Genomic DNA, 13,671 nt, shown 5'->3' on the forward strand with positions numbered 1-13,671 from the left:
GCGAGTCGGTCCCACCCCTTCCCATCCCGAACAGGACCGTGAAACGACTCTACGCCGATGATAGTGCGGATTCCCGTGTGAAAGTAGGTAATCGTCAGGCTCCCTAAGCCAAGAACCCCCGCCCGAAAGGCGGGGGTTTTTGCATTGGCGCGACGGAAATACGCGGAGGTGCGGGATGACGGCCTGGCTGGGGTTTCCATATCACCTCTCCCAAGTACAACCACTCGCAGCTCTCTGCACGCCAATTGGCCTAGTATCATCCGCGATCGCTTGGCCTATTGCTCCTATCTCCGTTCAAAGCTCCAATTCCTCTCCCGGCGTATCGGTTTGCGCTGTCGTGCGCGAACTGCTTCCCAACGCCGACAAGATTGTCGGGTTGGCAATGCAAGCCCTCCCGCAGCAAGCGTACCGAACCACCGAACTTCGCTGCTGCCTGACATCGCTTTTCGGCCAAATATCTCGGAACCGTACGAAATGAACGCTTTATTCGGCGTGTCCACGTAAAATTTGCGAATCCCCACCTCTGCACACAAAACGATGAACGCCGCCATTCAGGTAGCTCGGGCCGTTTGCCCGCATGATTGTCCAGACACGTGCGCAATGCGTGTGACCGTCGAAAATGGCAAGGCGATCAAGGTCACGGGCGATCCCGACCATCCGCCGACACAAGGCGTGTTGTGCACGAAAGTCAGCCGATACGCTGATCGCGTTCATCACCCTGACCGCCTCACCGTCCCGCTCAAGCGCATCGGTGCGAAAGGGGATGGGCATTTCGTACCGATCAGCTGGGACGAGGCGTTCGACGAGATCGGCCGTCGTCTCGGTGAAATTGCGGCGCGCGAACCGGAAGCGATCGTGCCGTACAGCTATGCGGGGACGATGGGGCTCGTGCAGGGGGAGGGCATCGCCCAGCGATTCTTCCACAAGCTCGGCGCCTCGCGACTCGAGCGCACGATCTGCGCGGCGGCCGGTGCAGCGGGGTTACGTTACACCTATGGCGGCAGCCTCGGCATGCACCTCGAGCATTTCGAGGAAAGCGAGCTGATCCTGATTTGGGGAGCAAACCCGATCGCATCGAGCCTGCACTTCTGGACGCGTGCGCAGGAAGCGAAGCGCCGAGGCGCACGTCTTGTCGCCATCGATCCGTACCGTTCGCTGACAGCGGAGAAATGTCATCAGCACATCGCGTTGAGACCCGGTACCGACGGCGCGTTCGCACTCGGCATGATGCACGTGCTGATTACCGAAGACCTGCTCGATCACGATTACATCGCCAGCCATACGCTCGGCTTTGACGCGCTAAAGGAGCGGGCGATGTCCTATCCGCCGGAACGCGTTGCGCAGATCTGCGGCATCGACGCGTTCGAGCTGATCGACCTTGCGCGTCGTTACGGTGCCACCCGCAAGGCGTCGATCCGCCTCAACTACGGCATGCAGCGTGTTCGCGGCGGTGGCAATGCCGTACGCGCGATCGCAAGCCTGCCGGCGCTGACGGGCGCCTGGCGAGATCGGGCCGGCGGGTTTTTGCTCTCGTCCTCGGAGTCCGCGCCCGTCAACCAGGCTGCGCTGCTTCGCCCTGATTTGATGCCGGGCTGGCCGCACAAGCTACCGCGCATCATCAACATGAATGCGATCGGCGACGCGCTGCTGCACCCGGGCGATGCAGCCTTCGGGCCGAAGGTCGAGGCGGTGATCGTGTACAACTCGAACCCGGTGGCTGTCGCGCCCGATTCATCGAAGGTCGCGGCAGGGTTCGCTCGTGACGATCTGTTCACGGTCGTTCTTGAACATTTCAAGACAGATACCGTTGATTTCGCCGACATTGTGTTGCCGGCCACCACGCAGCTCGAGCATCTGGACATCCACAAATCGTACGGTCACACCTACGTAATGGCGAACTTGCCGTCGATTCCTCCGGTGGGAGAGGCGCGGCCGAATACGGAAATCTTCCGCGGCATCGCGCGCAGCATGGAGCTCGACGAACCGGCGCTGTATCACAGCGACGAAGAGGTCGCGCGCGCGGCGCTCCGCTGGGACGATCCGGTGCTCGCCAGCGATTGGGAGACGCTGAAGCGCGCCGGCTGGCTGAAGCTCAAGCTGCCGGAGGCGCCGTTCGCGAACGGTGGTTTCCGTACGCCGTCCGGCAAGTGTGAGTTTTACAGCCCGAGACTCGAGCAGATGGGCGCGGATCCCGTACCCGACTACCTGCCGCCGTTCGAGTCGGCCGAGGCCGCACCCGAGCTCGCCGCACGCTATCCGCTCGCGATGATCTCGCCGCCGGCTCGCCACTTCCTGAACAGTACGTTCGTGAACGTCGACAGCCTGCGTCATACCGAAGGCGAGCCGCATCTCGACATCCACCCGTCTGACGCCGATGTGCGCGGTATCGCCGAAGGTGACGTCGTTCGCATCTTCAACGACCGCGGATCGATGCAGGCGGTCGCGAGAGTTACCGATCGCGCACGCGCGGGGCTCGTCGTCGGGCTGTCGATCTGGTGGAAGAAGCTATCGCCGGACGGCAGAAACGCGAACGAAGTGACGAGCCAGGCGCTCACCGACCTTGGCAATTCGGCGACGTTCTACGATTGTCTCGTGGAAGTTGAGCGCATTTGATCGGATATCACCGTATGATCAGACGAATTTCCACGGAAGTTCGAAGTGGACATCTAACCCTGTTGTCTCGGAACGAGCGAGCCGTTACGATGCGTTTTAGCACGACCATTCGAAAATATGTGAGGAGACGCGCAGTATGGATAAAATTTGGCTGAAATCGTACCCACCCGGCGTTCCAGCCGAAATCGACGCGTCTCCTTATCCCTCAGTCCCCGACCTGCTCGACGAAAGCTTCCGGCAGTATCGTGACCGCACGGCATTCGTCTGCATGGGCAAGGGCATCACGTACGGCGAACTCGACAAGCTGTCGCGCCAGTTCGGCGCGTGGCTGCAATCGCGTGGGCTTGCGCGCGGGGCGCGTGTCGCGATCATGATGCCGAACGTGCTGCAGTACCCCGTGGCGATCGCCGCGGTACTGCGCGCGGGCTACACCGTCGTCAACGTCAATCCGCTCTATACGCCGCGCGAGCTCGAGCATCAGCTGAAGGACAGCGGTGCGGAGGCGATCGTCATTCTCGAGAATTTCGCGTCGACGCTGCAGGCCGTCATCGCGAATACGGGCGTCAAGCACGTCGTCGTCGCATCGATGGGCGATCTGCTGGGCATCAAGGGATGGCTCGTCAACTACGTCGTGCGCAACGTGAAAAAGATGGTGCCTGCCTGGCAGCTGCCGTCGTTCACGCGCTTCAAGGCCGCACTGTCCGAAGGTGCGCGCCACGCATTCAAGGCGCAGAAAATCGGCCCAGATGACGTCGCGTTCCTGCAATACACGGGCGGTACGACCGGCGTGGCGAAGGGGGCGACGCTACTGCACCGGAACATTGTGTCTAACGTGTTGCAGGCGGGCGCCTGGCATCATCCGGCCCACGAGAAGTTCCCGGAAGTGAAACAGTTCGTGACTGTTGTCGCGCTGCCGCTATATCACGTGTTCGCGCTGACCGTCTGCGGATTCCTGACGATGCGTACCGGTGGCATGGGCATCCTGATCCCGAATCCGCGCGACATCGCCGGCATGATCAAGGAACTGAAGGGCTACCAGATCTCGACGATCCCGGCGGTCAACACGCTGTACAACGCACTGCTGAACCACCCGGAATTCAATCAGCTCGACCTGTCGAAGCTCGTGATCGCCAACGGCGGCGGCATGGCGATCCAGGAGGGCGTCGCGAAACGCTGGTATGAAAAGACCCATACCGCAATCATCGAAGGTTACGGGTTGTCCGAAACGTCGCCGGTAGCGACCTGCAACCCCGTGACCGCGACCGAGTACAGCGGGACGATCGGCTTGCCGCTGCCGTCGACCGAAGTGGCGATTCGCGACGACGCGGGCAACGACGTTGCGCTCGGCGAACCCGGCGAGATCTGCATCCGCGGGCCGCAGGTGATGGCCGGCTACTGGAACCGGCCGGACGAAACCGAGAAGGTCATGTTCGCGGACGGCTTCTTCAAGACGGGTGACGTCGGCGTGATGGATGCGCGGGGTTACGTGAAGATCGTCGACCGGAAGAAGGACATGATTCTCGTGTCGGGCTTCAACGTGTACCCGAACGAAGTCGAGGACGTGGTGGCGTCGCATCCGGGCGTGTTCGAGGTGGCGGCGGTCGGTGTGCCCGACGAGCATTCCGGCGAAGCCGTGAAGCTGTTCGTCGTGAAGAAGGACCCGGCGCTCACCGACAAGGACATCCTTGCCTACTGCAAGGAGCGACTCACCGGCTACAAGCGGCCGAAGCTGGTCGAGTTCCGCACGGAGCTGCCGAAAACGAACGTCGGCAAGATCCTGCGGCGCGAACTGCGCGACGGACGCGCGTAACGGCGCGGTCGATCGTATTGGAAAGCCCGGCGTGTGCCGGGCTTTTTTGTTTGCCGCGTGGCCCGGCGAGGCTGTTTTTCGAACGACGCGTCTACCGGAGTGGGCTGGCGGTGGCGGCAGCGCGTTTCGACGCAGCAGGGGCGGCACGGCACCCCCGAGACCAGTCTGTCGCAGCCGGGACGATTCGCCACGCTCCGGCTTTGCGGCTGCATTGGCCGGAAAAGAAAAAGGCGCCCGAAGGCGCCTTCAATATGCTGCGGCTTGTCAGGCAAGCTGATTAGAACTTGTGACGGATGCCGACGCGTGCTGCGACCTGGTTGGCCGAGCTCGAGCCTGCGAGACCGTTGATCGCTGCCGTCGCCTTCAGGACGTCGCCGTTCGAGTCGAGCACGTTGCCCGATGCGTGCTGGTACACGCCGATTGCGTACACGTCCGTACGCTTCGACAGGAAGTAGTCGACGCCCAGCGAGCCTTGGTGGTACTTGGCTGCCGAGTTGCCGTCGATCTTGCTGCCTTGCGTGTAGTCGTACGCTGCGCCGAGAATCAGCGCCGGGGTCAGCTGATACTTGAAGTTGATTTCGCCGTTGTTGAACGTCGCGGTCTGGTTCACGAACGGGCCTGCGGAGAAGCCCTTGAACTTCGTGTTCGAGTACGTCGCGCCGATCGTCGCTGCGCCGAACGTGTAGGCGCCGCCGGCACCGATGACCTGGTACGTGTTCGCGTTGTTCGCGTACGCGCCGTAGATCGGCGACGAGACCGACGAAGACGCAGAGCCGTTGTTGAACATGCCGCCGAACTGGTTCGGCGTACGTGCGTTCAAGTAACCGACGCCCAAGACCAGCGGGCCGTTGTTGTAGCCTGCGCCGAGCGACCAGACCTGGTTCTTCGAGAACTGGCCTGCCTGACCGCCGAAGCTGTACAAGCCGCCGAACGAGAAGCCGCCGTAGTTCTGGCTCGTGAACTTGACTGCGTTGTTCACGCGATACGCGTTGTTGAAGTTGTCGAGGTCACCCGGGTGAGCGGCGATGTAGCCACCCCACTGGTCGCCTGCCTCGAGCGGGCCGACGAAGTCGACGACGGAGTCGTATTGACGACCCAGCGTGACCGTACCGTACTGGCTCGACAGGCCGACGTAAGCCTGACGACCGAACATCAGGCCGCCCTGACCGAGCTTGCCGCTGTTCACGTCGAAACCGTTTTCGAGGGTGAAGATCGCCTTCAGACCGCCACCGAGGTCTTCGGTGCCGCGCAGGCCGAAGCGGCTGCCTTGCATCACGCCGCTGGCCATGCTGTACAGGTGTTTGCCGCCTGCGTTGTTGTTGAAGAGCAGGCCTTCATCGATGATGCCGTAAAGCGTCACGCTGCTTTGCGCTTGGGCAGCGCCAGCGAACGCGCCCAGCGCGACGAGCGCGAGAAGCGACTTTTTCATTAACGGATCTCCAAAATTCACTGAATTTTTCTGGCGGGGCGGATAGTTATGTTCTGTTGACGAGCCCCATCAACTTCGCAAGAAGTCGCACGTAATGTAGCAAAACCGTTTTTTGCCACAAAGCGAAATGCCGCAGCTCAAGGTCGCCATGTTTCCTTTATGCAACAATGGTTAAAATCACGGGTTAACCGCAATTTCCGCTGAATAATCAAGTCGGTTACGCAGCGGACTCGTGCCCTTGCCGCTCGCGGCAGCACCTGCAGCCAGGAGAACAGGATGGTGTTTGATGAACTGATCAGCGAATTCGATCGCGGCCTGCGATCGCTGGCCGGCATTAGCCGGATGAGCCGGCCGGTGCCCGCGCCGGCAGAGGCGCCGGCCGTCGAGCTGACGCCTGCGGAGCGTACGCATGCCGCCGGGCTGATGCGCGTGAACCACGTCGGCGAGGTCTGCGCGCAGGCGCTGTATCAGGCGCAGAAACTCACGGCGCGCACCGCGTCGGCGAAGGCGATGTTCGAAGAGGCCGCGCGGGAGGAGGAGGACCACCTTGCGTGGACCGCGCATCGCCTGAAAGAGCTCGACTCGCGCCCGAGCCTGCTGAACCCGCTCTGGTATGCGGGTTCGCTCGCGATCGGCGTGGCGGCCGGCGCGCTCGGTGACAAGGTCAGCCTCGGCTTCATGGCCGAGACCGAACGGCAGGTCGAGAGCCATCTCGAAGGTCACATGTCCGAGTTGCCCGCGGCCGATACCGCGTCGCGTGCGATCGTCGACCAGATGCGTATCGACGAGGTGAAGCACGGCAAGGCTGCGGCCGACGCAGGCGGGATCGAGCTGCCGCTGCCCGCGCGAATGCTGATGCGCGCCGCATCGAAAGTCATGACGAGCACTGCATACTATCTGTGAGATTCCTTCCGGGCGATGCGTGACGTCGCCCCGGATTTCCCGCCGCCGATACCGCCCGTTTATTCCTCGTTTTCCCGCCCCCGAAAGCCCCGTCCGCACACCCGTCTGGCCCGTCTTTCTCACGTATCACCTTCACAAGTTGCACTAGCTCATTCATTTATAACGGTTTTTAGAATGAGGGGCCGCATGAGCATGTGCGCGTAAGTCCTTGTTCTAACTAACAAAATTCGTCAAAAAAGCGGGCCGCTCCCTTGACCGTGCCACACCCTTCCTCTAAAGTGGGAGACAGTGTGAGAAAGTGTATTTTTGTGTGATTTGGCGGGCTATTCCGGCTAAATTCTGAGCATTGAGCGGGTGCTTCGGTGCCCTGAACGGGAGAGCGGAAAGTGTTCCAAGGGGCGTCGGCGCTGACGCTCGATGCGAAAGGGCGGATGTCGGTGCCGGCTCGCTATCGCGAAGCGCTGCAAGGACAGGCAGAAGGACGGGTGACTGTGACCAAGCACCCGGACGGCTGCCTGTTGCTGTTTCCGCGCCCCGAATGGGAAGTATTCCGCGCCAAGATCGCCGCGCTGCCGATGGACGCGCACTGGTGGCGGCGCATTTTTCTCGGCAATGCGATGGATGTCGATCTCGACAGCGCGGGCCGGATTCTCGTATCGCCCGAGCTGCGCATGGCAGCCGGACTGGAAAAGGAAGTCATGTTGTTGGGAATGGGTAGTCACTTCGAGCTGTGGGATTCGCAGACCTACAACGCGAAGGAGCAGGCAGCGATGGCGCAGGGCATGCCCGATGCGCTGAAGAATTTCACGTTCTGATTGCGGTGACGGAGACGCCCGCGATGGGAAACGAATTGCAGCATCGGACCGTGTTGTTGGACGAAGCGGTCGAATCGCTCGTGACGCGACCGGACGGCATTTATGTCGACGGCACGTTCGGCCGCGGCGGCCATAGCCGCGCGGTGCTCGCGCGGCTGGCGCCGGGCGGGCGGCTGATCGCGTTCGACAAGGATCCAAGGGCGATCGAGACGGCGCAGGGCATCGAGGATGCGCGCTTCTCGATCGTGCATGACAGCTTTGCATCGATGCGCGACGCGCTTGCGGCGCGCGGCGTCGAGAAGGTGTCGGGTGTGTTGCTCGACCTGGGCGTGTCCTCGCCGCAGGTGGACGATCCGGCGCGCGGCTTCAGCTTCCGCGCCGATGGTCCGCTGGACATGCGGATGGATCCGACGCGCGGCGAGTCGGCGGCGGAATGGCTCGCACGGGCTTCGGTGCAGGAATTGACGGAGGTGATACGGGATTATGGGGAAGAACGGTTTGCTTTTCAGATTGCAAAGGCGCTTGTTGCTCGCCGGGCAGAGTCCGACCGTCTTGGGCCTCTCGACACCACGGGCGAGCTTGCCCAAATCGTGGGTCACGTCGTCAAAACCCGTGAGAAGGGCAAGGATCCGGCAACCCGCACCTTTCAGGCTATACGGATTCACGTCAATCAAGAGCTTGCGGACCTGCAAGTCGTACTAGACGCGGCACTGTCGTTGCTGGAGCAAGGGGGGCGGCTGGTGGTCATCAGCTTTCATTCACTCGAGGACCGGATCGTCAAGCGATTCATGCAGGCGCACGCGAGTGCGCCTGCGGTCGATCGTCGCCTGCCGATCCGCGCCGTCGACCTCCCGAGCCCGCCGCTCAAGATCATCAGCCGCCAGTTCCCAAGTGAAGCGGAAGTCGCTGCGAATCCGCGCGCCCGCTCGGCCGTGATGCGCATTGCGGAGCGCGTCACGCCATGAGCCGCTTCAACATCTTCCTGCTGATCATCGTGATGGGTTGCGCGCTGTCGGTCGTCAATTCGACGAACCAGCAGCGCCAGATCTTCATCCAGTTGCAGCGTGCGCAGTCGCAGGAGCGTCAGCTCCAGCAGGACTACGCGCAGCTTCAATATCAGCAGAGTGCGCTGTCGAAGACGTCGCGCATCGAGCAGCTCGCGAACGATTCGCTGAAGATGCAGCCGATCACGACCGGCCGCACGCAATACCTGACGCTGCCGCCGGGCGCCGCGAAGGCGATCGATGCGCCGATCCCGGCTTCGGCGGACACGGCAGGAAAGGGCAAGGGAGGCGCGCGATGAAGCCGTCCCAGCAGCGCCAGAACGTGAAGTTCTCGTCGAGCCCCGTGCTGGGCGTGCATCTGCCGATGTGGCGCTCGAAGCTCGTCGTGTTCCTGCTGTTCATGGCGTTCGTCGCGCTGGCCGCGCGCGCTTTCTGGATCCAGGGGCCCGGCAACGCGTTCTATCGGAAGCAGGGCGAAAGCCGTTACCAGCGCACGCTCGATCTGCCGGCCACGCGCGGCAAGATTCTCGACCGTAACGGGCTCGTGCTCGCGACGAGCCTGCCCGTGCGCGCGATCTGGGCGATTCCCGACGCGGTGCCGGACGATCTCGATGCCGACAAGGTCAACCAGCTCGGCAAGCTCCTCGGCATGACGTCGAAGGAACTGCGCGTGAAGCTGTCGGAAGACAAGGGTTTCGTCTACGTGAAGCGCCAGGTGCCGATCGACGTCGCGGACAAGGTCGCCGCGCTCGACATTCCCGGCATCTACCAGCGCAACGAATACAAGCGCTTCTATCCGGAAGGCGAGATTACCGCTCACCTGATCGGCTTCACGAACGTCGAGGACGAAGGGCAGGAGGGTGTCGAACTGGGTGACCAGAAGCTGCTGTCCGGCACGTCGGGCGTGCGTCGCGTGATCAAGGACCGGATGGGGCACATCGTCGAGGACGTCGCCGAGCAGATCCCGCCGCACAACGGCACCGACGTCGACCTGTCGATCGACAGCAAGATCCAGTACATCGCGTACGCGAACCTGAAGGCCGCCGTGGAGAAGTTCAAGGCGAAGGCCGGCGCGGCGATGGTCGTCGACGTGCGCACCGGCGAGGTGCTCGCACTCGTCAACTACCCGACGTACAACCCGAACGACCGCTCGCGCATGACGGGCGAGCAGTTGCGCAACCGGATCATGACCGACGTGTTCGAGCCGGGCTCGATCATGAAGCCGTTTACGGTGTCGCTTGCGCTCGACCTGCACCGCGTGACGCCGAACACGCTCGTCGAGACGGGCAACGGGCATTTCGTGCTCGATGGCGCACCGATCACCGACGATGCGGGTTTCGGCACGCTGACGGTCGGCGGCGTGATCCAGAAGTCGAGCAACATCGGCGCGACGAAGATCGCGATGACGATGCGGCCCGAGGAAATGTGGAATATGTATACGAGCATCGGCCTCGGTCAGGCGCCGAAGGTCGGATTCCCGGGCGCGGTGGCCGGCCGCCTGCGTCCGTGGAAGAGCTGGCGCCGCATCGAGCAGGCGACGATGTCGTACGGCTACGGCCTGTCGGTGTCGCTGTTCCAGCTCGCGCGCGCCTACACGGCGATCGCGCATGACGGCGAGCTGATGCCCGTGACCATTTTCAAGACCGACCCCAACCAGCCGGTCGTGGGCACGCAGGTGTTCAACCCGACCACCGCGCGCGAAGTGCGCGCGATGCTCGAGACGGTGGTGGCGCCGGGCGGCACGTCGCCCGATGCGGCCGTGCCGGGTTATCGCGTCGGCGGCAAGAGCGGTACCGCGTACAAGCATGAAGGTCACGGCTACACGCGCAAGTACCGCGCGTCGTTCGTCGGGATGGCGCCGATGCCGAATCCGCGTATCGTCGTCGCCGTGTCGGTCGACGAGCCGACCGCCGGCAGCCACTTCGGCGGCCAGGTGTCCGGCCCCGTATTCTCGGCGATCGCCGGCGACACGATGCGTGCGCTGAACGTGCCGCCGAACATGCCGATCAAGCAGCTCGTCGTGTCTGACGATTCGCCGGCAGCACCTTCCGCGACGGGGCCGCAAAAGCTGGCCGCGGGTGGCGGTGCGAAGCATATGATCGTGTCCAGCACGACGCGTAATTCACCAGGAGTTGTTCGATGAGCGCCGCTCGCAGTTCCCATCCGGCGCATCAGCAGATCGCAGCCGCGCTTGCGTGGCTGCGTCAGCATGTGGCCCCCGCAGCGCAACTGCATGCCGACACGCGCAGCCTCAAGGCGGGCGACGTGTTTCTTGCGTATGCGGTCGACGGGGCCGACAACCGCATATTCATTGCCGAAGCCGTCGCGCGCGGTGCGGCCGCCGTGCTGTATCAGCCGGAAGGGCTGGACGCTGCGCCGGCGGTGCCCGTCTCACTGGCCGTGCCGGCGCTCGACCAGCTCGCCGGCGAGATCGCCAGCGGCTGGTACGGCGATCCGAGCGACAGCCTGCTCGCGGTGGGGGTGACCGGCACGAACGGAAAGACCTCGTGCACGCAGTGGATCGCCACCGCGCTGACGGCGCTGCACCAGCCGTGCGCGGTGATCGGCACGCTTGGCAGCGGGATGCCCGGCCAGCTCGTGCCGACGGGTTTCACGACCCCCGACGCACCGCAACTGCAGCGCAGCCTCGCGCAATTGCGCGACGCGGGCGCGAAGGCCGTGGCGATGGAGGTGTCGTCGCACGCGCTGCACCAGGGGCGCGTGAACGGTACGGCCTTCGACATCGCGGTGTTTACGAACCTCACGCAGGATCACCTCGACTATCACGGCACGTTCGATGCATACGAGGCCGCGAAGGCGAAGCTGTTCGCGTGGCGCGGCCTGCGCGCGGCGGTCGTCAACCGCGACGACGCAGCCGGACAGCGCCTGCTCGAGAAACTGGCCGGCCGCGTGCGTACGATCGCGTACGGGATCGGCGACGCACCGGCGCCGGACGCCGATCGCGAACTGGTCGCGCTCGACGTGCGCGCCACCACGACCGGCACGGCGTTCCGCTTGCGTTCGTCGTGGGGCGACGCGGACGTCGAGGTCGGCACGCTCGGTACCTTCAACGTCAGCAACCTGCTCGCGGTGCTCGGTTCGCTGCTCGCGGCCGACGTGCCGTTCGACGCGGCGCTCGCCGAGATCGCACGGCTCGAGTCCGTCAACGGCCGGATGCAGCGGCTCGGTGGCCGGCTGCAGAACGACGAACCGCTGGTCGTGATCGACTATGCACACACGCCCGACGCGCTCGAAAAGACGCTCGACGCGCTGCGCCCGATCGCTACGGCGCGCGGCGGGCGGCTCGTCTGCATGTTCGGCTGCGGAGGCGATCGCGATGCGACGAAGCGCCCGCTGATGGGCGCGATCGCGGAGCGGCTCGCCGACGAAACCGTCGTCACGAGCGACAACCCGCGCAGCGAGGATCCGCAGCGCATCATCGACCAGATCGTCGCGGGCATGACCGCGCCCGATCACGCACGCCGTATCGAGGATCGCGCGAGCGCGATCCTGCAGGCCGTGCGCGGCGCGGCACGCGAGGATGTCGTCGTGCTGGCCGGCAAGGGCCACGAGGCCACGCAGGAAATCATGGGCAAGAAGCGTACGTTCTCCGACCAGGATCACGCGCGGCTCGCGCTGGCAGCGCGCGCGACGCACGGCAAGGGAGGCGCCGAATGACGATGCTCAGTCTCGGCGAAGCCGCCCGCCTGATCCCCGGCGCGACCGTCCGCGGCGACGCGGGCGTCACGTTCGACCGCGTGTCGACGGACAGCCGCACGGCTGGCCCCGGCGACCTGTTCGTCGCATTGAAAGGCGAGCGCTTCGATGCGCACGACTTCCTCGGCGATGTCGCCGCGCGCGGTGCTGCCGCGGCGCTGGTCGCGCACGTGCCGGCGGGCGTCACGATGCCGGCGATCGAAGGTGGTGAAACGCGTGCCGCACTCGGCGCACTCGCGCATGGCTGGCGCAAACGATTCGCGCTGCCGCTCGTCGCGGTGACGGGCAGCAACGGCAAGACGACCGTCAAGGAAATGATCGCGTCTATCTTCGCGGCGGCGGTCGGCGCCGACGCGCGGCTCGCGACGGCCGGCAACCTGAACAACGATGTCGGCCTGCCGCTGACGCTGCTGCGCCTGTCGGCCGCGCATCGTCTCGCGGTGATCGAGATCGGGATGAACCACCCGGGCGAGACCGAAGTCCTCGCGCGCCTCACGGCGCCGACGGTCGCGCTCGTCAACAACGCGCAGCGCGAGCACCAGGAGTTCATGGCGACGGTCGAAGCCGTCGCGCTCGAACACGCGGCCGTGATTCACGCGCTGCCACCGGACGGCGTCGCGGTGTTCCCGGCCGACGATGCATACGCGGGCATCTGGCGTGTCGCGGCGACCGGCAACCGGATCCTCGATTTCGCGCTGCACGATGCCGAACGGCAGAGCGACGCGCAAGTCACGGGCCGCCTTAACGGCGGCGAACTCGCGATCGACACGCCCGCGGGCGCTGTCACGGTGCGGCTGCGCGCGCTCGGCGAGCACAACGCGCGCAACGCGCTCGCCGCCACGGCAGCGGCGCTGGGCGCCGGCGTTGCACTGTCTGCGATCAAGCAGGGCCTCGAATCGTTCGAACCGGTCAAAGGCCGGCTGCAGGTGAAGCAGGCGATCGCAGGCAGCCTCGCGGGGGCAACGGTCGTCGACGATACGTACAACGCGAATCCCGATTCGATGCGTGCCGCGATCGACGTGCTCGCCGCACAAGCGGCGCCGCGCGTGCTGGTGATCGGCGACATGGGCGAGGTCGGCGACGAAGGGCCGGCTTTCCATCGCGAGGTCGGTGCCTACGCGCGCGAGCGCGGGATCGACGCGCTGTTCGCGCTCGGCGACGCGTCGCGCGATGCCTGCACGGCATACGGCGATACGGCCCGCCATTTCGGCGACGTCGGCGCGCTGGTCGAGGCATTGCTCGCAGCGGGCTACGGCGCGCAGGCGACGCTGCTCGTGAAGGGCTCGCGGTACATGAAGATGGAGCGCGTGGTCGACGCGCTGACGAACCAACCCGCGGCGGGCACGGCGCCCGCTGCACACTGAGTAGAAGGAAGGAAGC

At 64.4% G+C, this 13,671-nt stretch carries 10 protein-coding genes and 1 rRNA gene; 10 read left to right on the top strand and 1 reads right to left on the bottom strand.

The window, feature by feature from the left end; genetic code table 11:
- From rrf to C5O79_RS31565, 3 genes are all read left to right on the top strand, one after another.
- Window positions 1-100: ribosomal RNA gene (gene rrf, locus C5O79_RS31555) — 5S ribosomal RNA — on the top strand; the annotation flags it as partial.
- A 437-nt stretch (window positions 101-537) separates the two neighbouring features.
- Window positions 538-2,613 (top strand): molybdopterin oxidoreductase family protein, encoded by a 2,076-nt coding sequence (locus C5O79_RS31560; RefSeq protein ID WP_131932030.1) that lies wholly within the window; start codon window positions 538-540, stop codon window positions 2,611-2,613.
- Window positions 2,614-2,749: 136 nt separating this feature from the next.
- The gene (locus tag C5O79_RS31565; RefSeq protein WP_046544865.1) at window positions 2,750-4,423 is read left to right on the top strand and encodes a long-chain fatty acid--CoA ligase; all 1,674 of its coding nucleotides are present in this window, start codon (window positions 2,750-2,752) and stop codon (window positions 4,421-4,423) included.
- Window positions 4,424-4,700: 277 nt separating this feature from the next.
- On the opposite strand, the gene C5O79_RS31570 is transcribed toward C5O79_RS31565, so the two are convergent.
- Entirely contained in the window at window positions 4,701-5,852 is a 1,152-nt protein-coding gene (locus tag C5O79_RS31570) for a porin (RefSeq protein WP_131932032.1), read from the bottom strand.
- Between the two features lie 276 nt (window positions 5,853-6,128).
- Between C5O79_RS31570 and coq7 the strand changes: the two genes are divergently transcribed.
- The 7 genes from coq7 to murF all read left to right on the top strand — a co-directional run bounded on the left by coq7 (window position 6,129) and on the right by murF (window position 13,655).
- Window positions 6,129-6,755 carry a 2-polyprenyl-3-methyl-6-methoxy-1,4-benzoquinone monooxygenase gene (coq7, locus tag C5O79_RS31575; protein WP_046544867.1) on the top strand — a complete coding sequence of 209 codons (627 nt, stop codon included), beginning with the start codon at window positions 6,129-6,131 and terminating at the stop codon, window positions 6,753-6,755.
- A 386-nt stretch (window positions 6,756-7,141) separates the two neighbouring features.
- A complete protein-coding gene (gene mraZ / locus C5O79_RS31580; RefSeq protein WP_006487094.1) occupies window positions 7,142-7,570 on the top strand; it encodes a division/cell wall cluster transcriptional repressor MraZ in 429 nt (142 codons plus the stop codon).
- A gap of 23 nt (window positions 7,571-7,593) precedes the next feature.
- The gene (gene rsmH, locus C5O79_RS31585) at window positions 7,594-8,535 is read left to right on the top strand and encodes a 16S rRNA (cytosine(1402)-N(4))-methyltransferase RsmH (RefSeq protein ID WP_011350832.1); all 942 of its coding nucleotides are present in this window, start codon (window positions 7,594-7,596) and stop codon (window positions 8,533-8,535) included.
- Entirely contained in the window at window positions 8,532-8,873 is a 342-nt protein-coding gene (ftsL, locus tag C5O79_RS31590; RefSeq protein WP_009694564.1) for a cell division protein FtsL, read from the top strand. Before rsmH ends, ftsL begins: the two co-directional genes overlap by 4 nt.
- Entirely contained in the window at window positions 8,870-10,717 is a 1,848-nt protein-coding gene (locus C5O79_RS31595; protein ID WP_046544868.1) for a penicillin-binding protein 2, read from the top strand. The genes ftsL and C5O79_RS31595 overlap by 4 nt, the downstream gene beginning before the upstream one ends.
- Window positions 10,714-12,252: a UDP-N-acetylmuramoyl-L-alanyl-D-glutamate--2,6-diaminopimelate ligase gene (locus C5O79_RS31600; protein WP_122473546.1), complete on the top strand. Its 1,539-nt coding sequence runs from the start codon at window positions 10,714-10,716 to the stop codon at window positions 12,250-12,252. Before C5O79_RS31595 ends, C5O79_RS31600 begins: the two co-directional genes overlap by 4 nt.
- Window positions 12,249-13,655 (top strand): UDP-N-acetylmuramoyl-tripeptide--D-alanyl-D-alanine ligase, encoded by a 1,407-nt coding sequence (gene murF / locus C5O79_RS31605; RefSeq protein WP_122473547.1) that lies wholly within the window; start codon window positions 12,249-12,251, stop codon window positions 13,653-13,655. Before C5O79_RS31600 ends, murF begins: the two co-directional genes overlap by 4 nt.
- The last annotated feature ends 16 nt before the right edge of the window (window positions 13,656-13,671 follow it).

It is taken from the genome of Burkholderia sp. SRS-25, from assembly GCF_004343765.1.
Lineage (GTDB): Bacteria > Pseudomonadota > Gammaproteobacteria > Burkholderiales > Burkholderiaceae > Burkholderia > Burkholderia contaminans.

What these genes read in the sequence shown, in the direction of transcription:
- C5O79_RS31560 (WP_131932030.1), top strand. Translation starts at nt 538, where the DNA reads ATGAACGCCGCCATTCAGGTAGCTCGGGCCGTTTGCCCGCATGATTGT.
- C5O79_RS31565 (WP_046544865.1), top strand. Translation starts at nt 2,750, where the DNA reads ATGGATAAAATTTGGCTGAAATCGTACCCACCCGGCGTTCCAGCCGAA.
- C5O79_RS31570 (WP_131932032.1), bottom strand. Translation starts at nt 5,852, where the DNA reads ATGAAAAAGTCGCTTCTCGCGCTCGTCGCGCTGGGCGCGTTCGCTGGC.
- coq7 (WP_046544867.1), top strand. Translation starts at nt 6,129, where the DNA reads ATGGTGTTTGATGAACTGATCAGCGAATTCGATCGCGGCCTGCGATCG.
- rsmH (WP_011350832.1), top strand. Translation starts at nt 7,594, where the DNA reads ATGGGAAACGAATTGCAGCATCGGACCGTGTTGTTGGACGAAGCGGTC.
- ftsL (WP_009694564.1), top strand. Translation starts at nt 8,532, where the DNA reads ATGAGCCGCTTCAACATCTTCCTGCTGATCATCGTGATGGGTTGCGCG.
- C5O79_RS31595 (WP_046544868.1), top strand. Translation starts at nt 8,870, where the DNA reads ATGAAGCCGTCCCAGCAGCGCCAGAACGTGAAGTTCTCGTCGAGCCCC.
- C5O79_RS31600 (WP_122473546.1), top strand. Translation starts at nt 10,714, where the DNA reads ATGAGCGCCGCTCGCAGTTCCCATCCGGCGCATCAGCAGATCGCAGCC.
- murF (WP_122473547.1), top strand. Translation starts at nt 12,249, where the DNA reads ATGACGATGCTCAGTCTCGGCGAAGCCGCCCGCCTGATCCCCGGCGCG.